General features: G+C 66.1%; 17 protein-coding genes. 8 read left to right on the plus strand and 9 right to left on the minus strand.

Going from position 1 to position 22,217, the window contains the following annotated elements; all coding sequences use genetic code 11:
- Positions 1-80 precede the first annotated feature (80 nt).
- The 9 genes from SB749_RS02190 to SB749_RS02230 form a co-directional block, all read right to left on the minus strand.
- Positions 81-1,901, minus strand: a complete 1,821-nt coding sequence (locus SB749_RS02190) for an ABC transporter substrate-binding protein (protein ID WP_410708800.1) — start codon at positions 1,899-1,901, stop codon at positions 81-83.
- A gap of 183 nt (positions 1,902-2,084) precedes the next feature.
- Positions 2,085-3,632, minus strand: coding sequence for a diaminopimelate decarboxylase (locus SB749_RS02195; RefSeq protein WP_410708801.1), 1,548 nt, complete (start codon positions 3,630-3,632; stop codon positions 2,085-2,087).
- 98 nt (positions 3,633-3,730) lie between these two features.
- Positions 3,731-5,551, minus strand: coding sequence for a PucR family transcriptional regulator (locus tag SB749_RS02200; protein ID WP_410708802.1), 1,821 nt, complete (start codon positions 5,549-5,551; stop codon positions 3,731-3,733).
- A gap of 150 nt (positions 5,552-5,701) precedes the next feature.
- Positions 5,702-6,460: a response regulator transcription factor gene (locus tag SB749_RS02205; RefSeq protein ID WP_410708803.1), complete on the minus strand. Its 759-nt coding sequence runs from the start codon at positions 6,458-6,460 to the stop codon at positions 5,702-5,704.
- On the minus strand, positions 6,460-7,920 hold the full coding sequence (locus SB749_RS02210; RefSeq protein ID WP_410708804.1) for a hypothetical protein: 1,461 nt from the start codon (positions 7,918-7,920) through the stop codon (positions 6,460-6,462). The genes SB749_RS02205 and SB749_RS02210 overlap by 1 nt, the downstream gene beginning before the upstream one ends.
- A 119-nt stretch (positions 7,921-8,039) precedes the next feature.
- Positions 8,040-9,404 carry a 4-aminobutyrate--2-oxoglutarate transaminase gene (gene gabT / locus SB749_RS02215; protein WP_410708805.1) on the minus strand — a complete coding sequence of 455 codons (1,365 nt, stop codon included), beginning with the start codon at positions 9,402-9,404 and terminating at the stop codon, positions 8,040-8,042.
- Between the two features lie 209 nt (positions 9,405-9,613).
- On the minus strand, positions 9,614-10,825 hold the full coding sequence (locus SB749_RS02220) for a YgfZ/GcvT domain-containing protein (RefSeq protein WP_410708806.1): 1,212 nt from the start codon (positions 10,823-10,825) through the stop codon (positions 9,614-9,616).
- Between the two features lies 1 nt (position 10,826).
- Positions 10,827-11,429: an FABP family protein gene (locus tag SB749_RS02225; RefSeq protein ID WP_172171573.1), complete on the minus strand. Its 603-nt coding sequence runs from the start codon at positions 11,427-11,429 to the stop codon at positions 10,827-10,829.
- A 170-nt stretch (positions 11,430-11,599) separates the two neighbouring features.
- Complete coding sequence (locus tag SB749_RS02230) at positions 11,600-12,403, minus strand: ammonia permease (RefSeq protein ID WP_264799705.1); 804 nt, start codon at positions 12,401-12,403, stop codon at positions 11,600-11,602.
- Positions 12,404-12,534: 131 nt separating this feature from the next.
- Between SB749_RS02230 and SB749_RS02235 the strand changes: the two genes are divergently transcribed.
- The 8 genes from SB749_RS02235 to pstB all read left to right on the plus strand — a co-directional run bounded on the left by SB749_RS02235 (position 12,535) and on the right by pstB (position 22,065).
- Positions 12,535-13,440, plus strand: coding sequence for a winged helix-turn-helix domain-containing protein (locus SB749_RS02235; RefSeq protein ID WP_410708808.1), 906 nt, complete (start codon positions 12,535-12,537; stop codon positions 13,438-13,440).
- Positions 13,437-14,414 carry a mycothiol synthase gene (gene mshD / locus SB749_RS02240; RefSeq protein ID WP_410708809.1) on the plus strand — a complete coding sequence of 326 codons (978 nt, stop codon included), beginning with the start codon at positions 13,437-13,439 and terminating at the stop codon, positions 14,412-14,414. The genes SB749_RS02235 and mshD overlap by 4 nt, the downstream gene beginning before the upstream one ends.
- Before the next feature lie 4 nt (positions 14,415-14,418).
- Positions 14,419-16,563 (plus strand): RNA degradosome polyphosphate kinase, encoded by a 2,145-nt coding sequence (locus SB749_RS02245; RefSeq protein ID WP_410708810.1) that lies wholly within the window; start codon positions 14,419-14,421, stop codon positions 16,561-16,563.
- On the plus strand, positions 16,560-17,534 hold the full coding sequence (locus SB749_RS02250) for an NUDIX hydrolase (protein WP_410708811.1): 975 nt from the start codon (positions 16,560-16,562) through the stop codon (positions 17,532-17,534). The genes SB749_RS02245 and SB749_RS02250 overlap by 4 nt, the downstream gene beginning before the upstream one ends.
- A gap of 306 nt (positions 17,535-17,840) precedes the next feature.
- The gene (gene pstS / locus SB749_RS02255) at positions 17,841-18,941 is read left to right on the plus strand and encodes a phosphate ABC transporter substrate-binding protein PstS (protein WP_410709918.1); all 1,101 of its coding nucleotides are present in this window, start codon (positions 17,841-17,843) and stop codon (positions 18,939-18,941) included.
- A gap of 244 nt (positions 18,942-19,185) precedes the next feature.
- Positions 19,186-20,076, plus strand: coding sequence for a phosphate ABC transporter permease subunit PstC (gene pstC / locus SB749_RS02260; RefSeq protein WP_101544086.1), 891 nt, complete (start codon positions 19,186-19,188; stop codon positions 20,074-20,076).
- A 5-nt stretch (positions 20,077-20,081) separates the two neighbouring features.
- A complete protein-coding gene (pstA, locus tag SB749_RS02265; RefSeq protein ID WP_410708812.1) occupies positions 20,082-21,230 on the plus strand; it encodes a phosphate ABC transporter permease PstA in 1,149 nt (382 codons plus the stop codon).
- A gap of 55 nt (positions 21,231-21,285) precedes the next feature.
- Entirely contained in the window at positions 21,286-22,065 is a 780-nt protein-coding gene (gene pstB, locus SB749_RS02270) for a phosphate ABC transporter ATP-binding protein PstB (RefSeq protein WP_264799712.1), read from the plus strand.
- Positions 22,066-22,217: the final 152 nt, after the last annotated feature.

Below are 22,217 nucleotides of genomic sequence, written 5' to 3' on the forward strand. Positions count from 1 at the left end.
CAGGTGGTGCGGACTGGCCCGTGAGTCCGGGTGCCGCAGGTGGTGCGGATGGTGCGGCACCCGGACTGTGGGTGAGGGGACTATTCGCGGTCGTCGGACTTCTTGCGACGGCTGAGCAGCCAGCCGCCTCCGCCCAGGACGACGATGACCGCTGCCGCGATGCCGATCCAGCCTCCGGCGCCCATTCCGCCGCCGGTGGCTTCCTCTTCGCTGACGGGTTCGACCGAGGAATATCCCCAGTAGCCGACCTGGTTGGCGATGGCACCGCCGTCGCTGGGCTGTTTGGTGAAGTTGTCGAACCGGTCGGAGCGGTAGGCCTCGAGCTGGTTCGGGTACCACAGCGTCACCGAGGGGGCTTCCTCGTAGTGGATGGCCTGGGCCTTCTGCACGAGGTCCTGACGCTTGGCCTGGTCGAGCTCGACGTGCTGAGCCTGATAGAGCTTGTCGAATTCCTTGTTGCACCAGCCGTCCTGGCTGGTGCCGCCGTTGCCGTCGGCGTCGGGGCGCTGACCGCAGGTGTTGATGCTCAGCTGGTAGTCGGGATCGGGATTGATCGACCAGCCGGAGAAGTACATATCGTAGTCGCCCTTGGTGGTGCGTTCGGACACCGTGTCGACGTCAGAGGACTCGTTCTTCAGGTCGATGCCGATGTCCTTCATCCACGGTTTGAGGAACTTCGCGGTGCTCTGTTCGATCGGCGCGTCGGCGTCGGTGAGGAAGCGCAGCTGCAGCTTCTCACCGTCCTTCTCGCGGATGCCGCCGGATCCTTCCTTCCAACCGGCGTCGTCGAGGAGCTTCTTCGCCTCGGCCACGTCGAATCCACTGATGACGGAGTTGTCGGACTTGAGTGTCCAGTCGGGGTAGACGGCGGGAATGAAGCTCGTGGCCGGCTGCGCATAGTCCTGCATGACCTGTTTGCGCAGGGTCTCGGTGTCGATGCCGGCGCGGATTGCCTGGCGGACCTTTTTGTCCTTGAGCGCCTCATTGCCGGTGCCGAATTCCTTGCCCGTGGCATCGGCGACGCCCGGGTTGATGGAGATTCCGTTGAACCGGCGACCGTTGCCGTCGTTGAGTTCGACGTTGTCCGCGTTCTCCAGCGCCGTGAACTGGTCGGGGCTGAGCCCGGTGATGAAGTCGACTTCGCCGGAGCGGATCGCCTGCACCTGCGCATCGGAGTTCGTGTAGTAGCGGTACTGGATCTCGTCGAGCTTCGGCTTGCCGCGCCAGAAGTTCGGGTTCGCCTTGAGCGTGATCGACTTGTTCGCCTCGTAGCTCTCGAGTTGGAAGGGCCCCGAGCCGACGGACTTCTCATCGTTCTTGAATTCGCCGGGCTTGTCGATCTTCGACCAGACGTGCTCGGGCACGACGGGGATCTCCTGGCCGGGGTTGTTCGCCTGCGGCTTCTTCAGAGTGATCTTGACGGTGCCGTCGTCGGGGGCCTCGACCTTGCCGAAGTTCTCGACGAGGCTGCCGTTGGCCACCGCCATCTCTTCCTTCTCCATCATCTGGTTGTAGGTCCAGGCGACGTCTTTCGCGGTCAGCGGTTCACCGTCGGACCATTTCATGTCCGGACGGATCGTGTAGGTCCAGACCTTGCCCTCGGAGTCCGTGTTCCATTCGGTGGCGAGCCCCTCGGTGATCGAACCGTCCTTGGCGTCGTTGGCCACAAGATTCTCGTACATATACCGGAAGGTGTTCGTCGGCACGAGGTAGAAAGACGTGAACGGGTTGAAGGAGTCGATGAAACCGTCGGTGGCGATCCGCAGCACGTTCTCCGAGGCCGGAGCCTCCGAGGTGGCAGCCTGCGCCGGGGAGGCGGCCATCGATCCGGCAAGGGCGAGTGCGGCGACGCCGGCCAGGCACCGTTGCCAGCCTCTGCGCAGTGAGTGTGAGGTGAGCATCTTCGTCTTTCTTCTCGTGCGGTGATTCACTTGTCCTCCCCTGGCCTGGGTGAATCTGGGTGTTCTCCCGGGTCAGAGCAGATGTGTTCTCCATCACTCTACGTTCGAAGTGACGTGAAAACGGCACAACAACACACAAATATGCCTGCCGGTCACTGTGCAGATGCCACAGGCGAGTCGAAATCAGCTGCCGTGGGCAAGTTCGGCAGCGGTTTCGCAATCGTGCGGACTCACCGGGCGGCCGTCCGGGCTCAGCCCGCGGTTCACCGGGCTCAGCGGGCGCAGTTCGGTCTCGCCCGCCTCGGCGAGGATCTCAGCGATCGCCTGCCCGCGGCGGATGAGGCTGAACTCGATGCCGCCGTCGGGAGCGGTGCGGTAGCCGAAGATCGGCACCCGCGGGAGCAGATTGTAGGAGAACGGGTTCGAGAAGTAGTAGGCGCCTGTCTCGGGTACGGCGACGAGGTCACCTGCGTCGAGACGCGGCAGCATCCGATCCCGGGCCAGGAGGTCGCCGGAGAAGCAGGCGGGTCCGGCGACGTCGGTCGGGACGATCTCGGTGTCGGCCTCCTCGGCGGTCTTGGGGTTCCCGTCCGGGGTGAACGGCAAGATCCGCAGGGGCCAGTCGTTCGGGGCATAGGCGGTGCGGGTGGCGACCTGAACACCGGCCTGGGTCATCACGATGCGGCGCCCGCCGGTGGTCTTCGCGTATTCGACGCGGGTGAGGATGGTGCCGGCCTTGGCGAGGAGGGCGCGGCCGAATTCGGTGACGATGTCGAATTCGAACAGGCCCGCCACCTCCTCTTCGAGCACCGAGCGGTAGTCGGCGAAGGTCGGGGTGATGTCCTCGCCGTCGAAGTTCACCGACAGTCCCCCGCCGATGTCGATGCGCGTGATCCGCCTGGTCGAGGCACGCGAGTTGATCTCCTCGGCGAGGTCGACGGCGGCGCGGATTCCGACGGCGGCCTTGCCGAGGCTGATGCCCTGCGAACCGGAGTGGACGTGGATCTGGCTCAGCCAGGGGCGAGCGAGGTAGGCCTCGATGAGGGCCTCGCGGGCGCCCGGGTCGGCGAGTCCGATACCGAATTTCGAGGTTTCGGTGGCGGTGCTCAGCGCGCCGATCGCGCCCGTGCCCGACTGCGGATTGATGCGGATTCCGATCTTCGCCGAAGCGGCCGTGGCGTCCGTGCTGTTACGCTCCGCCAGGATCGTGTCGAGGCGCGAGAGTTCGTCGAAGTTGTCGACATTGATCGAGACGCCAAGGTCGACGGCCCGGCACAGTTCGGCCCAGGTCTTGGCCGGGGAGTCGAAGACGATGCGGTCGGGGGCGAACCCGGCCGAGAGTGCGAGTTCGAGTTCGCCGGGGCTGGCGACCTCGCAGCCCGCTCCCGCCTCGGCGAATCGGCGCAGCAGCGACGGCAGCGGCACCGCCTTGCACGCCACTGCGTGGAGCACCTCGCGATCTGATGCGAATGCCGAGGTCAGCCGGTCAAAGGCGGTGTCGACCCAGTCGAGATCCATGAGCCCGAGCACGGCCGCCTCATCGGTCAGCGCGGGAACGGAGTCAGAAGGGGCGGAGGCGTGTGCCGACTGTGCCGGAGCCGAATCCGGCCGCGCGGAGGCATGTGCCGACTGTGCCGGGGCGGCTGCGCGGTGAGGCGACGCGCTGTTCTCTGCGATCGTTCGGATTGCTCGGGCGCGACGGTTCGGAATCGCATGGTGATGACTGGGCATAACGTCCTTTGTTCGAGATCTGTTGTCACCTTAGGATGGCTGACCTCGAAGAACGCACGATAATTCGCCAATGTTCGCAGAAGCTGATTGTAGGTTTCTCACGACCGGTCGTGAACGAGCACGGAGAGTTCGAGCCAGAGCCGCTCGGCCGGTTCCGCCGTTGAGAGACCGGTGATCACCTCGATCCGGCCGAGGCGATGTCGCAGCGAATTCGTGTGCACATGCAGTCGGCGGGAGGCCTCGGCCGAGTTGCCGACCGTGGCGAAGTAGACGCGCAGGGTCTCGAGCAGGCTGCCGTTGTGCCGATTGTCGTGAGCGGCCAGTGCCTGCGCCGGACCGAGCACTCCGGCGCCCGGCAGAGCCCGCTGGCCGGCGAGTGCTCGCCCGCCGGCCGGTCCGGGCCCTCCGCCGATCACGCGCTCATCTGCGGCCAGCAGCGTATCGGCGACCTGCAGACCGACGACCCTCGCTGCCACGTCGCGGATGGTCGCCCCGACGATTCGGCCGCGAGTACTCGGACTTGCGCGTGTGCCTGAACTCGTCTGTGCGGTCGGGTCCACGTCCTCGTCGTCCGCGCCAGGACCCGCCTCGGTGACGGTCTGCACGGCGTCGACGACGTATGCGGCTTCGGTCCACGACCGGTGCACGGCATCGAGGCGGTCGACCGGGGCGCCGACTCCGAAGCACAGGGTCTCCGACTTCGGCAGGGACCTGCGCAGAGCGGCGATGACGTGGTCGCGCACCTGATCGGCGTTCATCGGCTCGCTCATCTGCACCAATGCCGCGAGGCGGACCCGCTCCCCGGTTCCGGATCGACCCATGCTGACATCTGCCGGGCTGACGGGAACAGAACCATGTCCGGCGTGTGCGGCACCGGCGGAGCTCACGTGCGCGAGCACGGCATCGGCGAAGGCGGCCCGCAGATGGAACAGCAGGACGGGCTCTCGGTCGGGGGCCACCTCGGTGAAGGCAAGGACGCAGAAGCTGCCCGAGAACGGCAGCGACAGCAGGGTCGCCGCCGGCCCGAGATCGGCCGAGCCGGCGAGGATCCCGCCGAGAGCCTCCCGGCGGATGCGCTTCTCGAACGGTGACCGGCGCAGGGTCCGCAGCATCACTGGCAGGGCCGCGCGAGCGGCATCGCGCAGCACCTCGCGCAGCGGTTCGGGATCGACCTCGGCCGGGTAGGCCGCCCAGATCGTCCCGATGAGTTCGCCCTCGCTGCGCAGGGCGATGACCGATCGGGCCGGTGATGTGCCTTCGGCGGGACGTTCGACGACATCGGTGGAGCGGCGGATCGTGTCGAGGAACCCGGATTCCTCGAGTTCGGCGATCCGCCAGTCGGGAATGGCCCCGGACAGGATCGTCTCGCGACGGATCTCATCGAGTTCGTCGCCGAGGTTGGCATGCGCGAGCACTCGCGAGGCCGGGTCCTCGATCGTGATCGACGCGCCCGTGGTTTCGGCGATGGCGGCGGCCAGGGCGCTGAGGTCGTCGACATCGGGCCAGGCCAGGGCGCTCGTCGCCCCTTCGATGAGCTGTCGCAGATGGACGAGGATCTCCGACCACGTCACATGCGGCGATCGTTCGAGGAGGATCGGAGCCCGGCCCGCACTCCCCCGCAGGTCGACCCCGTCACCGAGGTGGCTGTGCGTTCCGGGCGGGACGACGAGGGCGGCGGCTCCCGCATAGTCGGTCAGCACAGCGTCGAGTCCGGCAGGGCTGCGCACCGGTTCGGTGACGAGGACGACGGTTCCGTTCAAGGAGCCGTGGTCGGCCGCCTCGGCGGGCGCGGCTGGCAGGTCGAAGCCGAATTCGACTCGCGCGACCGCGACGTCGTCGGCCACCTCGGTCAGCGGCAGGAGGAACCCCTCTGTGTCCAGGATCAGTCGGGACAGTCGCGGACTCGCGGTGTCGGTCATGCTCCCACTGTAGTCAACGAGCGCCCACGGTCGGGAGGGTCTGCACCAACGGAACCGGCCGCCTCGGCGGGGTGGGATGTAGCGGACGGGTCAGCCGCCTCGGCGGGGTGGGGTTAAGTCGAATCAGCCAGCCGCCTCCGCGGGGGCAGATCATTCCGGGGAGAAGAATTTGAACTGGAGAGCGCGGACGACGAGCTGGGCGAGATTGCGCGCCCCCAGTTTGAGGCGCAGGTTGCGGGCATGCGACTTCATGGTGGACATGGCCACCGACTGGTCGGCCGCGATCTCCTCGTAGCTGTGGCCCTGGCAGAGCAGGGTGAGCAGCTCCAGCTCGCGCGCGGTCAGCTGCGGTGCCGCGTCGGGGGCGTCGGGCAGGGGATCTCCGCTGATGACGATGTCCTCGGCCAACCCTCTGAGCAGTTCGGGGCTTTCCCCCGCCGAGGCGGCCCGCACGAGCGAGACGAGTTCCCTCTCCCCTGCCGTCTTGTTGATCACGGCGAGTGCGCCGGCTTCGAGCGCGCGGGCGATTCCCGGACCGGGCGACACGGTCGTCAGGAGCACAACGCGGGCCTCGGGGTCGAGGTCCATGATCGCTGCCGTCGCATCGACGCCGCTCATTCCCGGCGGCATATTGACGTCCATGAGGACGAGGTCGGGACGCTCGGCGTCGAAAGCGACGATGGCCTCTTCGCCGGAGTGCACGGGGTCGAGTACACGGAAGGAACCCGCATCATCGAGCGCCGCCGCCACCGCTCGTGTCGTCCACGAATCGTCATCGACGACAAGCACGGAGGTGAGTGCGGCGGTGCGCTCGGCGGGGTCCGAGGTGTCGTCCCGGTTGAGCGACGAGTTGGTTGGCGGGGTCGCCTCCGCGCCCGTGGATGGCATCGGCTGGTGGCGCGCCGTCATCAGGCGTCGACCTTGTCGCGGTCGCCCTTCTTGCGGCGACCTTGGCTGCGGTAGTCGGTCGCCCCGCCTGTGTCCGGCACGGAATCGGCGCTGCGATCGGTGGTGGGTGCACCGGCAGACGGTGCCTGCACATGTGGCGACTCATCACCAGCAGCCGCGTCATTTGTTGCCTCGGTGCTTGATGTCACTGCACCGGTCTCGAAGTCGTCATCGACGACGTCTATCATGTCGGCGGCAGAGGTGGCCTGTGCGGACGGGGAGATGAAACGGATCGGCAGGGCCACCTCGACGACGGTTCTCTTCCGATCATCCGCGTCCACCCGGCAGACGCCGCCCACGGCCTTGGCCCGGCGGGACAGGGACCGCGGCGCCTGGGTCAGGGCGGTCGGGGATTCATTCGTGCTGCGGCAGAGCAGTTCGGCCCGGTCACCGCGCTCACCTCGCATTTCGACGGCGAGGGTGGCGGGGGTGCCCGGAACGGAGTGGCGGATGACGTTCGTGGCGAGCTCGAGCATCACGGCCCGGAAATGGTGTGACAGAGTGCCGGTCGCGTGGGTCGGCAGCGGGGAGAGCTCGGTGGTCAGCGGAACGGAACCGGCCGCGCACCCGTCCTCGATCGCGATCGACAGCTGCTCCGCCTCGGCGCGGAATCGGACCCGAGAGGTGGCGGAGTCCCCGGTGCAGGTTTCGGTCTCCCACTTGCTCAGGCTCGTCACCAGCTGTCGGAGCCGTTTCGTGGCTTCGGCGTTGACCAGCGCCAACTCGGCGAGGAGGCGGTCCGCGGTCTCGGAGTCGCTTTCCTTCGCCAGGGTGCGGATGATTGCGGATTCGGTGGTCAGCGAATGCGAGATGGTGTCGTGCATGTCGCTGGTGAACCGGGCGCGCATGGCGTCGAGTGATTTCTGGTGGTCGACGGCGGCGCGTTCTCGGCGGTCGATCTCACTGCGGATTCGGGCCTCGACGAACGACGCGCACAGGCCGAGGATCGAATAGGTCAGCCAGCCGTAGCCGAGGTCGGTGAACCCTTCGAAGCCGACGTCATAGGATCCGAGTCGGGTCGATGCGCCGAGGTAGACGGCCAGTCCGATGGTGCCCAGCGCGAAGCCGATCCAGCGGCGGCGGCTGATCAGGACCGCGGTGGCGAGGATGAGCGCCTCGGGGAACATGTTCTCCAGGTCCGGGTAGAGCATGGAGAACGCGATGCCCAGTCCGGTCGTCGCGATGACGATGCTCAGCGGCAGGAAAGCGGCTAAGACGATGAGTCCGTAGGCGAGGATGAGCAGGCCCGCGTAACGGGGTTCGGTGATCTCGAAGGACCCGGGCACCAGGATCGTCAGACCCATGATGAGGGCCAGCAGACGGATCGGCAGATCGATGAAGCGCGGTCCCCGAAGGAAGTGCCACACTCGGGCCGGGACGCTCGCTGACGTGCCGGTCGCGCTGTCGATCTCTGAAGTCATGGCCTCTATTCTGCTACATCCGTCATGTCCGTCGAAAACCCTCCAGAACTACCTGACGGCGGCTCAGCAACCTCGCGCGAGGTTGCTGAGCCGCCGTCAGGTAGTAATTGGGAGGAGGGTCAGCCGAGGAGTTCGGCGAGGGCGGCCTCGATGACGTCGAAGGCGTCCCCCAGGAGCTCGTCGGAGATCGTCAGCGGCGGCAGGAAGCGCAGGATGTTGCTGAAGGTTCCCGTGGTGAGCACGAGGACGCCGTTCTTCGCGCAGTAGTCCGCGATCTTCTTCACGAGATCCGCGTTCGGCTCGATCGAATCGTGCTCGACGAATTCGGCGGCGATCATGGCACCGCGGCCGCGGATGTCGCCGACCTCGGGGTACTTCGACTGCAGCTTGGTCAGGCGGTCGACGATGATCTCACCGATGGCCAGGGCACGCTCGGGCAGTCCGTCCTCTTCGTAGGCTGCGATGGCTCCGAGTGCTGCGGCACAGGCGGCGGGGTTGCCGCCGTAGGTTCCGCCGAGGCGGCCCGGTCCGACCGAGTCCATGATGTCCGCGCGACCGGTCACGGCCGACAGCGGCAGACCGCCGGCGATGCCCTTGGCCGTGGTGATGAGGTCGGGCACGATGCCCTCCCACTCGGAGGCGAACATCTTGCCGGTGCGGGCGAATCCGGCCTGCACTTCGTCGGCGACGAAGACGATGCCCTTTTCGCGGGCGTAGTCGACGAGGGTGGGCAGGAAGCCCTCGGCCGGGACGATGAAGCCGCCCTCACCCTGAATGGGTTCGATGACGATCGCGGCGACGTACTCGGAGCCGATCTGCTTCTCGATCATCGTGATGACGCGCTTGGCTGCGTCCTCACCGCTGATCTTCGTGCCGGCCGCATCGTTGTCGCGGTACGGGTAGGACATGGGTGCGCGGTAGACCTCACCGGCGAAGGGACCGAAGCCGGCCTTGTAGGGGGCGGCCTTCGCCGTCATCGCCATGGTCAGATTGGTACGACCGTGGTAGGCGTGGTCGAAGACGACCACGGCGTCGCGGCCGGTGTGGGCGCGAGCGATCTTCACAGCGTTCTCGACAGCCTCGGCACCGGAGTTGAGCAGCACGGTGCGCTTCTCGTGGTCGCCCGGAGTGAGGCGGTTGAGGGCTTCGGCGACCTCGACGTAGCTCTCGTAGGGGTTGACCATGAAGCAGGTGTGGGTGAAGGCCTCGAGCTGGGCCTTCGCGGCCTCAACCACGCGGGGGTTCGCGTTGCCGGCCGTGGTCACGGCGATGCCCGAGCCGAGGTCGATGAGCTGGTTGCCGTCGGCGTCCTTGAGGATTCCGCCGCCGGCCGCGACCACGTAGGCGGGCAGGCTCGAACCGACACCGGTCGCCACGGCTGACTTGCGACGTTCCTCGATCTCACGGGACTTCGGTCCCGGAATCTCGGTGACGATCTTACGTTCCTGCGGCAGAGCTTCGCCGCCAATTTCCAAAGCTGTCATAAGGGGAAGAATAGGGGTTATCGACGCTTTTTGTCACTTGCCGTCCGAGGGCTGAACAGAACCGCTCGCACTGGAGAGACGAACGCGCGGATTAGGGCCACATCGGGTACGAAATCCGCAGCCGGTCACCGGCCGTCGGATCCCCCAGTCGGACCGTCGAGATCGAGGACCGCCGACGGCACCGGCGGCGCACTCCAGACTCCCTGTGATCAGCGGTTCTGGCTGCGGGCGTCGACGTCCCTGTTCCGTTCCGGAAGCACGCGCTCGTGCGCGCGCATCGGGACGACGATCGTCTCCTGAGCGCCGATGACGCGTTCGCCGTCGCCGATTTCGAAGCTCAGCTGCGCCTCGGGGGCGAGGTTCCGTTTGACCACGGCCAGACCGATCGGTCCGAGCTCCCAGTGCACGGCCACCGAGGTCAGAGTGCCCACGGATCGTTCGGATCCGCGGACCTCGGCGAGCACCTCGGTGCCGGGGTCCGGGGCGATGTGCCCGGACCCGTCGAGATGGACGAAGGTCAGACGCCGGGGCGGCTGACCGAGATTGTGGACGCGTGCCACCGCTTCCTGACCGCGGTAGCAGCCCTTGGCCAGGTGCACGGCCGTGCGCAGCAGGTCGAGTTCGCCGACGAGGGCCTTGTGATCGATTTCATTCCGGCCAGGTCGCCAGGCGGCGATCCGCAGGGCTTCCCAGGCGTCGAAGCCGGCCATGTCAAAGCTGTTCGCCGACAGGCCCTGCAGGTCGGAGCGCTTGACGATGCCGATGACGAACGGAGTCTCGAGACCCGGGTGGTCGGTTCCGGCGACGTCGTGCCCGATGTCGATCTGTGCGTAGGAGGCCGAACCGCTTCCGATGTGCGGCCACGGATCGGACCAGGTCCGGGTGACGGGCAGGGCGTCGGGCAGAGCGGTGATGGCGCCGAAGCACTGATAGTCGTCGCTGAGGTCCTCGATCTCGACGCGCATCATGAAGACCATCTTGCGCAGGAACTCCAGCGTCGCATCGGTGTTGAGGTCGCTGATCGCCCACAGCGCTTCACCGTCGTCGACGAGCTTCAGCCAGCCTTCGATGCGACCGTTCGGATCGAGCACGAGGGTTTCGGTGGACACTCCGGGGGCCAGGGTGTCGATCTTCTGCGTGGTAATCGAGTTCAGCCAGGTCAGACGGTCGGGTCCGCTCAGACGCAGCACGCGGAGGTGTGCGAGGTCGACGAGACCGTCCTTCTCCTCGAGCACGCGCTGCTCTCGCAGAGGAGCTCCGTAGTGGATGGGAGTCTCGGCGAGGTCGCCGGCCCCGAGCACCGCGGTCGAGCTCAGTCCGCGGGCCAGCGAGGAGCGCCGAACCGCCTCGGTGGGGGTGTCGGTGTTCTCCGGCGACGGCGAATCGTTGAAGTCAGAATTCGGCGACACGGGATCAGTCATCTTAAGACAGCTTCTTCAATCTGGCAGAGGAGTGGGAGGCGAGTTCGTGGCCCATGGCTGCCATGTCCCAGGCCCACATGAGTTCGCCGCCGACGAGGCCGTACATCCGCGTCGAGGCGGTGTACTCCTTCGCGGTCTTGGTCCTGGCCACCACGTCGGTGGCCAGATCGATGCGCGGTCCTTTGACGGTGCCGGCGTAGAGTTCCATGACTCCGTGCGGGTGGACGATCTCGGCTTCGATCTCGAAGGCGTCGTCGTTCGTGCGCAGGGTTTCGACCGCTGCGGCCGAGGTGAAGGACTGCTGTTCGGTCGGCACCATCATTCCCGGGCCGACGTCGCCGTCGTCGTGCTGACGCACGAGCTGCCAGATCCCGGTCTCGAGGGTCAGGGTCGACTCGAGTTCACCGGATTCGCTGAGCAGCCACGCATGCGCGGTGTACTGGAGGAAGGGCGTGCCCTCATGGGCGACGAAGTCGATGCGCTGGCCGAACTGCTTCTCAGGAGTGTCCGCGTAGCCGACGACACCGACGCCTTCCCACGACCCGATCAGCCAGGACAGAGGGACGAGCTCGGGATGGACCGAGGCATCGAGTTCGATCACCATCAGGGATCAGCGGTTGTCTTTGAACAGCGCCGTGACGACCTTGACCCCGACGCCCAGGGCGCCGAGTGCGGCAATGCCGACGAGGCTGGAGAAGACGATTTCGAGAGCAACAAGATTTTCCATGCTCCCAGTCTACAGTTCCTGACACAGTGGTGTGCATTCAGCCCAGGTCAGGAGGCGACGCGTTCGAGTGCGTAGACGACGACTCCGCCGAGCGCGATCGGGGCGGCACCGAGGGCGAGCTGCACGGCGAAGCTGCGGGCCTTCTCGACGTTCTTCTTCACCTCGATGTTCTGTGAGGCCTCGAGGTTGGCGGCCTGGAACTTCGCATAGGCGACGAGCCCGAGCATCCGATCGACCGCTGCCACGAGCAGGCCCATGATGACACCGAGGATGAGCGCCATGGCCAGGGAGATCGCCGGTGCGAACACGAGCACCGACAGGATCCCCGCCACGGCCGTGGACATGGCGATGGCCAATGGCGAGGTGTAGATCGCCGGCCACGGCAGCGCGGTCATGCACTGCGCCACGATGAGCGAGGCGAGGCCGATGACGATGGCCTCCTTGTCACCGGGGACCGTGATCGCCGCAACCCAGGTGCTCGCGGACAGGACGATGACGAGTCCGGAGACCTGCGCGGACACGTTCGCCACCGCATAGGAGGCACCGATTCCGCGGGTGAGGTTCTGCACGAAGGTCCACAGCAGACCGAGGCCCGCGAGCACGGGCAGCCAGTCGAGGTAGGGAGCCGTGGAGTCCTGCCAGGCGGCGTAGAGTCCGCCGACGCCGAAGAGGGCGAGCATGATCGAGGTCGCCCGCGGCTGCGGGGAGTCCGTCAGACGCGGCCAACCATAGGCGACGCCGAAGACGATGAGTCCGGTCGCCAGCAGGAACAGCGTATAGCCCCAGTACACGGAGGCGCTGAGGGCCAACACCAGAACCAGGGCGACGGCTACTCGAATCCATCTGATCACAGCACTATCGTGCCTTATCCGGCGACACCCACGGTAACCACCGGTGGTTGCGCGTCGGAGCAGCACCGGCCAGGGCATCGCTATAATCTTCCTCAGACGACGGGCTCAAAAGACGGGCGCCGAGGAGGTGGATGCAGCACATGCGGATTCTGCACATCTGCCCCACGGCCAGGCTCGACGCCCCGCTGGCTCCCGAATCCCTGCAGTACCTCGGTCACCAGATCGACCGCTGCGCCGCCGAGGACCTGCCCAGCCGTCGGGCCGAATCCGCCGCGGTCGACGTCGTCATCGTCGACGCCTGTCTCGATCTGTCCCTGGCCCCGCGCATCTCCGACCTCCTCGCCGAGGCGCGGATCACCGCCCCCGTCATCGTCGTCCTCGGGGAGGGCGGACTGGCGACCGCCTCGGCGAAATGGAACGTGTCCGACCTCATCCTCACCACAGCTGGTCCCGCCGAGGTGGAAGCGCGGCTGCGCGTGGCCCGTGACCGTCACGTCACATCCTCGTCAGCCCATTCCGGCAGCGGATTCCCCGGCGGAATGAATGCCGGGTTCGGCCGCCTCGGCGCTAGGGGCGACGCCGGGGGCTGGGGACCGGTTCGCACCGGACGCGGCCCCGTCGGCACCTCCCGGACAGGCGGGCCCGGTTCGTCGGGCCGACTTGGCGACACGGGCGAAGGACAGTGGAACGCCGACGGCGAACCGATGGTCGTCGTCACCGGAGACCTGCGCATCGACGAAACCGCGTTCACCGCTGAGCTCGGCGGACGCAGCCTCGACCTCACCTACCGCGAGTTCGCCCTGCTGAAGTTCTTCGCCATGCACCCCGAACGCGTCTTCACCCGCGACGACATCCTGCTCGCCGTGTGGGGCGACGACTACTTCGGAGGCACCCGCACCGTTGACGTGCATGTTCGCCGCCTCCGTGCGAAACTCGGCAAAGACCTTGAGAACGCCATCCACACCGTGCGCAACGTCGGCTATCGCTTCAGCGCCGACAGCGTCACCGACACAGATTCAGAGGACGTGACGGCATGAGAATCCAGGCCAGCGGAGCAATCACCTCCACCCCGATCGACACCCTCACCGAGGATGAGCTGACGTTCCTCGAGGACGTGGCGGCCGCCGATGGCGCCGCCGAGATCTCCGGCGGACTCATGGCTGTCGCCACCGGTGAGGACACCGCCCACGAGGCGCAGACCGCCTCGAGCGTCTGGCGCATCTACACCGACGACGAGACTCTCATCGGGTTCGGAATCCGCGCCCTGCAGGGCGACCGTCACGCCGCAGAGTTCCTCATCGCCCCCGACCACCGTGGTCAGGGCCTCGGCGAACAGCTGCTGAGAACGATCCTCGACGAAGAGCCCGACGCCTGGTGCTGGTCGCACGGCGACCACCCAGCCGCGGCCCACCTCGCGCAGAAGCACGGGCTCGGCCGCGACCGTGTGCTCTACCAGATGCGCACCGACACCGGGCTGAGCCTCGACGGCCTCCCCGAGACGCAGAGTCCTGACGGGGTCGAGATCCGCTCCTTCGTTCCCGGCGACGAGGACGGCTGGCTGGCCGTGAACAACGCCGCATTCGACTGGCATCCGGAACAGGGCGGCCAGACCCGCGCCGATATCGATGCCGTCGTCACCGCCGCGGACTTCGATCCGAGCGCCTTCATCATCGCCGCCCGCGATGGCGAGGTCATCGGATTCCACCAGACGAAGATCACGGACACGGGTGATGAGGGTCGCCTCGGCGAGGTCTATGTCGTCGGCGTCGATCCGCGCATCCATGCCAAGGGCGTGGGCAAGGCGCTGACGGTCGAGGGAATGCGGCGGATGGTGGCCAACGGTGCCGAGACGATCGAACTCTACGTCGAATCGGACAACGCCCCGGCGCTAGGCTTGTACGAGCGACTGGGTTTCCATGTCGCGGTCGCGCACGTGGCCTATGCACCGGCCTCCGCGGAGATCGCCGGCACTGAATCTGCGAGCACGGCATCGACGGACGAGAAGGAGTAGAGCGTTGTACGACATCGCAGCTTCGGGTAAGGAACTGGGACTGCCCGATCCGGCAGATCGCTTCCTCGATCGCGAACTCAGCTGGCTGGCCTTCAACGAACGCGTCCTCGACCTCGCCTCGGATCCGGAGATCCCGCTGCTCGAACGCGTCCGGTTCCTCTCGATCTTCGCGACCAACCTCGACGAGTTCTTCATGGTCCGCGTCGCCGGCCGCAAACGCCGTATCAACACCGGTCTCGCCGTTCCCACCGTCACCGGCCGCATGCCCGCGCAGGTCATGCATGATATCGGGGTGCGCGCATTCGAGCTGATGAGCCGGCATGCCGCCCTGCTCAAGGACGATATCGGTCCCCGCCTCGACGCGGAATCGATCACGAAGGTCCAGGTCGAGGACCTCACCGAGGATGAGCGCCACCGCGTCGACGAATTCTTCTTCGGCCACGTCTATCCCGTCCTCACCCCGCTGGCCGTCGATCCGGCGCACCCGTTCCCGTATATCTCGGGTCTCTCGCTCAACCTCGGCGTGCTCCTGCGGTCACCGGAGACGGGCAAGGAATTCTTCGCCCGCGTCAAGGTTCCCCCGCGCCTGCCCCGGTTCTTCAATGTCGCCGAGGCGACCGACCGACCCGCCGGACGCGACGTCCCGGCCCGCTTCGTCGCCCTCGAGGACATCATCGCCGAACACCTCGGCACCCTCTTCGACGGTATGGAGATCGTCCACCATTCGACCTTCCGCGTGACCCGCAACGAGGACCTCGAGGTCGAAGAGGACGATGCGGAGAACCTGCTCAAGGCCCTGGAGAAGGAGCTGCTGCGCCGGCGCTTCGGTCCGGCCGTGCGGATGGAGATCACGGAGAACATCCACCCCCGCGTCCTCGAAATGCTCAAGGACGAACTGGGCATCCACGACTCGGAGATCTACCACCTGCCCAGCCCGCTGGACCTGTCCGGCATGTCCGATATCGCCGATGTGCCGCGCGATGATCTGCACTATCCGAAGATGGTCCCGCAGATGAACAAAGACCTGTCGCTGCGGGAGTCCAGCGACCAAGTCGATGTCTTCGACGCGGTGGCCAGCCGGGACATCCTCCTGCACCACCCCTACGATTCGTTCTCCACGAGCGTGCAGGCCTTCCTCGAACAGGCGGCGTCGGACAAGAACGTGCTCGCGATCAAGCAGACGCTCTACCGCACCTCCGGGGATTCGCCGATCATCGACGCCCTCGTCGATGCCGCACAGGCCGGCATCCAGGTGCTCGCCGTCGTCGAGATCAAGGCCCGGTTCGACGAGGAGGCCAACATCACCTGGGCCCGCAAGCTCGAGCGCGCCGGCGTCCACGTCGTCTACGGAATCGTCGGGCTCAAGACCCATGCGAAGCTCTCCCTCGTCGTCCGTCAGGAGGCCGACGGGCTGGCCCGGTACTGCCATGTCGGCACCGGCAACTACCACCCGAAGACCGCCCGCGGCTATGAGGACTTCGGACTGCTCACCCGTGATCGGGCCGTCGCCGATGATCTGACGAAGCTGTTCAACCAGCTCTCCGGCTATGCGCCGAAGTCCGAATACTCACGGTTCCTCGTCGCCCCCAGTACTGTGCGCACCGGACTCATCGACCTCATCGACTCCGAGATCGCGATCGCGCAGTCCGGCGGACAGGGGCAGGTGCGGATCAAGGTCAACTCGATCGTCGACGAAGCCATCATCGATGCCCTCTACAGGGCATCCCAGGCCGGGGTCAGCGTCGAAGTCTTCGTCCGCGGGATCTGCGCCCTGCGCCCGGGCATCGAGGGACTGAGCGAGAACATCACCGTGCGTTCTGTGCTCGGACGCTTCCTCGAACACTCCCGCGCCTTCGTCTTCGGCAACAACGGCGACCCGATCGTCTACATCGGTTCGGCCGATATGATGCACCGCAACCTCGACCGCCGGGTCGAAGCGCTCGTGCAGATCGTCGATGACGGGCACCGGGCGGAGATCATCGAACTCTTCGATCTCGCCTTCTCCCCGACCACCTCGGCGTTCGATCTGGCCGGTAACGGCAGATGGACGCGGCGGACCCACGATGACGAGGGCAGCATCCTCGCCGACTATCAGACGGAGCTCATCCGTCGGCACCGGAATCGTCGGCGAATCGGGGATGAGGCGTGAGCCCGTCCAAGGTCTCTTCGGCGCAGGCGTCATCGCGCGTCACCGCCGATGTCCTGGCCGCCGGGGCTGTCTGCTGGCGGCACGGTCCGAAAGGCCTCGAGGTGGTGCTCATCCACCGTCCGAAGTACAACGACTGGTCGTGGCCCAAGGGCAAGGTCGACCCGGGTGAGACGCTGCCGGAGGCTGCGATCCGCGAGGTCAAGGAGGAGACGGGGTTCGACATCCACCTCGGCATCCCCCTGCCGTCGGCCGAGTACACGGTCGGCAAGAACACGCTGAAGAAGGTCTTCTACTGGTCGGCCGAGGTCAAGGACGAGGCGGACTTCGCCCCGGTGAACAAGCGAGAGGTCGACACCGCCGGCTGGTTCCCTGTCGACAAGGCCCGGTCGAAGCTGACATCGTTCGCGGACCGGGAACAGCTCGACGCACTGGAGAAGTTCGCTGAGACGGACGCCCTGCGGGCGTGGCCGCTCATCCTCGTCCGCCACGGGAAAGCGTTCCCACGTGCGAAGTGGTACGAAACCGAGCATGTGCGGCCCCTGCTCAAACTCGGCACCCGACAGGCCATGGCACTGACCGGTCTGCTGGGAGCCTGGGGCGTCCGCAAGCTCGTCTCGAGTCCGTGGAAGCGCTGCATGGCGACGCTGACTCCGCTGTCGGCGGCGACGGGCAAGTCGATCAAGAAGGTGTCGACGCTCAGCGAGAAGGCCACCGCTGCGAACCCGGACAAGACCGCCCGCTATATCGAGAAGCTGCTGGCGAAGGGCAAACCCGTCATCTACTGCACGCACCGGCCGGTGCTGCCGACGATCTTCTCCGTCTACGCGGCCCATGCCCCGAAGCGTGTGGAGGCGAAGCTGCCGAAGGACGATCCGTACCTCAAGCCCGGTGAGGTCCTCATCGCCTATGTGCGCCCCGGTCCGGTGCCGCGCATCGTCGAGGTCGAACGCGTCCGCCCCATCGACAGCTGACCGAGGCGCACGACCCGCCAGCGAGCCGATTCTCAAGGTCGAGCATGCTTACTGGGCGGCCCGCCTCGGCGGACTTGGACGCGTACTGGGCGGGCCGCCTCGGCGGCAGTATGCCGGTCCCGACAATGATCCTTTCATGAAACCGGCGAAGTCTGTGATCGAGCACTCACAGCGGTTCCAACCCTTCGCCGCTCATTCACCTTCCATTCACGTTCCAACTCCTTGCACTTCACGCGTGATCCTTAGCGTGGATGACGAGCAATCGAGAACTCTCGAGCTGTGTCCACAAACATGAAAGGCATCTTCGTGAAGATGAAGCATCTCGCCCCCTCCGCTGCGATCCTCGCGGTCGGCGCCATCACCCTCTCGGCTTGCGGCGGCCAGTCCGCCACCGGTGAAGAGGCCTCCGGCGGCAGCAGCGACCTGCAGGGCACCCTGACCGGCATCGGCGCCTCCTCGCAGAAGGCAGCCATGGATGCCTGGACAGCGGACTTCACCTCGCAGAACTCCGGTGTGACCGTCAACTACTCCCCCGACGGATCGGGTGCCGGCCGTGAGCAGTTCCTCGCCGGCAACGCTCAGTTCGCCGGTTCCGATGCCCACCTCGACGATGAAGAGGTCAAGGCCGGAGAGGAAGCCTGCGGCGCCGACGGAGCCTACGAGTTCCCCGTCTACATCTCCCCCATCGCCGTGACCTTCAACGTCGAGGGCGTTGACGAGCTCAACCTCTCCCCCGCAACGATCGCGAAGATCTTCAAGGGCGACATCACCAACTGGAACGACGAGGCCATCAAGGCCGACAACCCGGACGCCGACCTCCCGGACCTCAAGATCACCGCCGTTCACCGCGCCGATGACTCGGGCACCACCGAGAACTTCGCCGAGTACCTCAAGGCCACCGCCGAGAAGGACTGGGACGCCGAGGTCGACGGCAACTTCCCGAAGGAGTACGGCGGCGAGGCCGCTCAGGGCACCGACGGTGTCATCCAGACCGTCTCCGACACCGACGGAGCCATCGGCTACGCGGATGCCTCGGCCGTCGGTGAGCTCTCCACCGCCAAGGTCAAGGTCGGCGACGAGTTCGTCGAGCTCTCCCCGGAAGCCGCGACCAAGGTCGTCGACGCATCCGAGAAGGTCGAAGGCCGCAGCGAAGGCGACCTCGCCTTCGACCTGGCCCGCGACACCACCGAGTCCGGCGCCTACCCGATCGTGCTCGTCTCCTACCACCTCGTCTGCTCGTCCTACAAGGACCAGGAGACCGTGGACATGGTCAAGGCCTGGGAGAAGTTCGTGGTCTCGGAAGAGGGACAGAAGTCCGCTGCCGATTCCGCCGGGTCCGCACCGCTGTCGGACGACCTGCGCAAGCAGATCGAAGAAGTCATCGACTCGATCAAGGTTGCAGGCTGATTTCAGTCTCTGACCTGGAGAAATAGCCAGTCGGGAGCGGCGCAGAAGCCCTGCGCCGCTTTTCCGCGCCTGTGGAACCACCCTGGTTCCACCACAAGTCACATGAGGAGTACTTGTGCCGATCAGCACAGAGACCACTGAGTCGGGCCCCACAGGGCCGGGCTCCACGCCCGAGTCCGGGCAGAAGCCGCCGCAGAGTCCGGCAGCTCGGCAGCAGAAGGCCGTCGTCCGACCCGGCGACCGCATCTTCTCGGCCGCCACGCTCATCGCCGGCATCCTGATCCTCGTGATCCTCGCCGGAGTCGCACTGTTCCTTCTGGCACAGTCGAAGGACACCATCACCGCGCAGATCAGCGATCCCTCCCAGATCACCGGCGGCAAGGGCTTCTTCTCCTACGTCTGGCCGCTGGTCATCGGCACGCTCATCTCCGCGGCCATCGCGCTGATCGTCGCGACTCCCTTCTCGCTGGGCATCGCGCTGTTCACCACGCACATGGCCCCGCGCAAGCTCGCTCCGGTCCTCGGGTATGTCATCGACCTGCTCGCGGCCATCCCCTCGGTCGTCTACGGTCTATGGGGCATCGCGCTGGCCGGCAACCTCACCGGCTTCTACCTGTGGCTGTCGAAGTGGTTCGGCTGGATTCCGATCTTCGCACCGGCCGCGGACGGTTCCGTGTCGCAGACGGGCCGCACCCTCCTCACCGCTTCGCTCGTGCTCTCGATCATGATCCTGCCGATCATCACCTCCCTGACTCGCGAGATCTTCCTCCAGACCCCGCGTCTGCAGGAAGAGGCGGCACTGGCGCTCGGCGCCACCCGCTGGGAGATGATCCGCATGGCTGTGCTGCCCTTCGGCAAGTCCGGGATCGTCTCGGCCACGATGCTCGGCCTCGGCCGCGCCCTCGGTGAGACCATGGCCGTGGCCATGATCCTCTCGCCCGGCGTCCTCACCGCCTCGCTCGTGGTCAGCGGCAACCAGACCATCGCGTCCGAGATCGCGCAGAACTTCCCCGAGGCCGCGGGGCTGCGCCTGTCCGAGCTCATCACCGTCGGCCTCGTGCTCTTCGTCATCACCCTGCTGGTGAACATGGGAGCCCGCGCCATTGTCGCTCGCACCTCGGTGAAGGGAAGTTGAGAACCATGACCACCACGAACACCACCACCGAGGCGGCCGTGTCGAAACCGGCGAAGCTCACCTCCAAACAGCTCCCGAAGGCCACCCCGTGGATCGTCGCCGTCGCCTCGATCATCGCGGCGATCGTCATCAGCTTCATCGCCTTCGGCGGCTTCAACATCCCCGTCGTGGCCGTCCTTGCAGGCCTCATCAACGCGATCGCCGTCTTCGCGGTCTCCGCGTCCTACGAAGGCCGCCGCAAGGCCGTCGACCGTATCGCGACCACCATCGTCACCTCGACGTTCGTCCTCGCATGCGTTCCCCTCATTTCGCTGCTGTGGCTGACCGTGTCCAAGGGCGGGGCCGCCATCAGCGGCGACCTGCTCACCCGCACCATGCTCGGCATGAAGGGCGTCCTCGATCAGCAGTACGTCGCCGGCGAGGCCACTCTGGCCGGCGGCTTCTACCACGCCATCGTCGGCACCGTGCTCATCACGCTCGCCGCCTGCGTGATCTCGATTCCGATCGGCGTCCTCACCGCCATCTACCTCGTCGAGTACTCGAACAAGAACCGCCTGGGCAAGGCGATCACCTTCCTCGTCGACGTGATGACCGGTATCCCCTCGATCGTCGCCGGTCTCTTCGCCTTCGCTCTGTTCTCCACGATCGCGAATGTGCTCATGCCCGGTTCTGCGGGAATCGCCAAAACCGGTTTCACCGCAGCCGTGGCACTGTCGGTGCTGATGATTCCGATCGTCGTGCGCAATACGGAGGAGATCCTCCGACTGGTGCCGATGGACCTGCGCGAGGCTTCCTACGCTCTGGGCGTGCCGAAGTGGAAGACGATCGTCAAGATCGTTCTGCCCACCTCGGTGTCGGGAATCCTCTCCGGTGTCACCATCGCCATCGCCCGCGTCATCGGTGAGACCGCACCCATCATGGTCACCGCCGGATTCGCCAAGACGCTTAACTGGAACCTCTTCTCCGGCTGGATGTCGACGTTGCCGACGTTCATCTACGACTCGCAGCTGCGCCCGGTCTCGCCGGGAGCCGCCGCCCTGGCCAGCTCGGAACGCGCATGGGCCGCAGCGCTCGTGCTCGTCGCCCTCGTCATGGTGCTCAACCTGCTCGCCCGCATCATCGCAAAGGTGCTCGCACCGAAGGCCGGACGCTGACCGGCGACTGCCCACAGACCTCCAGACTCAACCATTTCCACGGATAGGAAACACAATGTCCAAGCAGATCGACATCAAGGATCTCGACATCTTCTACGGCGACTTCCGCGCCGTCGACGGAGTGCAGATGCAGATCAAGCCGCGCTCCGTCACCGCCTTCATCGGCCCCTCCGGCTGCGGCAAGTCCACGGTGCTGCGCACGCTCAACCGCATGCACGAGGTCATCCCCGGCGCCAGCGTCTCCGGTGAGGTCCTCATGGACGGCAATGACATCTACGGCGCCGGCGTCGACCCGGTCAACGTCCGCCGCGAGGTGGGCATGGTCTTCCAGCGGGCGAACCCGTTCCCGACGATGAGCATCAAGGAGAACGTGCTTGCCGGTGTGCGCCTGAACAACAAGCGCATGTCGAAGACCGAAGCCGATGATCTCACCGAACGTGCCCTGCGCGGCGCGAACCTGTGGAACGAGGTCAAGGATCGCCTCAACCTGCCCGGCTCGGGTCTCTCCGGCGGTCAGCAGCAGCGTCTGTGCATCGCCCGCGCGATCGCCGTCGAACCCGAGGTCCTGCTCATGGACGAACCGTGCTCGGCTCTCGACCCGATCTCGACCCTGGCGATCGAGGACCTCATCAACGACCTCAAGGACAAGTACACGGTCGTAATCGTCACGCACAACATGCAGCAGGCGGCTCGTGTGTCGGACAAGACCGCGTTCTTCAACATCGCCGGCACCGGCAAGCCCGGAAAGCTCATCGAGTTCAACGAGACCTCGACGATCTTCTCGAACCCGGACAAGGAAGAGACCGAGAACTACATCTCCGGTCGCTTCGGATGATCTGAGGGCTCGTCGCGGCGGGGTGGGTTCAGTCTCCGTCTCGTCTCGGCGGGAGCCGAAGCGCATCGTCGTGACGAGGTCCCATGCGCGCCTCTGCGACAATGCCTGTCGCCGCAGCAATGCGCGTCACTCAGTGGTCGTTTTGGTCACGC

The sequence above is a fragment of the Brevibacterium sp. SIMBA_078 genome (assembly GCF_046534565.1).
Classification (GTDB): Bacteria; Actinomycetota; Actinomycetes; order Actinomycetales; family Brevibacteriaceae; genus Brevibacterium.

Excerpts from the sequence above, each read along its gene's own strand:
- SB749_RS02190 (WP_410708800.1), bottom strand. The coding sequence starts at position 1,901 with ATGCTCACCTCACACTCACTGCGCAGAGGCTGGCAACGGTGCCTGGCC.
- SB749_RS02195 (WP_410708801.1), bottom strand. The coding sequence starts at position 3,632 with ATGCCCAGTCATCACCATGCGATTCCGAACCGTCGCGCCCGAGCAATC.
- SB749_RS02200 (WP_410708802.1), bottom strand. The coding sequence starts at position 5,551 with ATGACCGACACCGCGAGTCCGCGACTGTCCCGACTGATCCTGGACACA.
- SB749_RS02205 (WP_410708803.1), bottom strand. The coding sequence starts at position 6,460 with ATGACGGCGCGCCACCAGCCGATGCCATCCACGGGCGCGGAGGCGACC.
- SB749_RS02210 (WP_410708804.1), bottom strand. The coding sequence starts at position 7,920 with ATGACTTCAGAGATCGACAGCGCGACCGGCACGTCAGCGAGCGTCCCG.
- gabT (WP_410708805.1), bottom strand. The coding sequence starts at position 9,404 with ATGACAGCTTTGGAAATTGGCGGCGAAGCTCTGCCGCAGGAACGTAAG.
- SB749_RS02220 (WP_410708806.1), bottom strand. The coding sequence starts at position 10,825 with ATGACTGATCCCGTGTCGCCGAATTCTGACTTCAACGATTCGCCGTCG.
- SB749_RS02225 (WP_172171573.1), bottom strand. The coding sequence starts at position 11,429 with ATGGTGATCGAACTCGATGCCTCGGTCCATCCCGAGCTCGTCCCTCTG.
- SB749_RS02235 (WP_410708808.1), top strand. The coding sequence starts at position 12,535 with ATGCAGCACATGCGGATTCTGCACATCTGCCCCACGGCCAGGCTCGAC.
- mshD (WP_410708809.1), top strand. The coding sequence starts at position 13,437 with ATGAGAATCCAGGCCAGCGGAGCAATCACCTCCACCCCGATCGACACC.
- pstA (WP_410708812.1), top strand. The coding sequence starts at position 20,082 with ATGACCACCACGAACACCACCACCGAGGCGGCCGTGTCGAAACCGGCG.
- pstB (WP_264799712.1), top strand. The coding sequence starts at position 21,286 with ATGTCCAAGCAGATCGACATCAAGGATCTCGACATCTTCTACGGCGAC.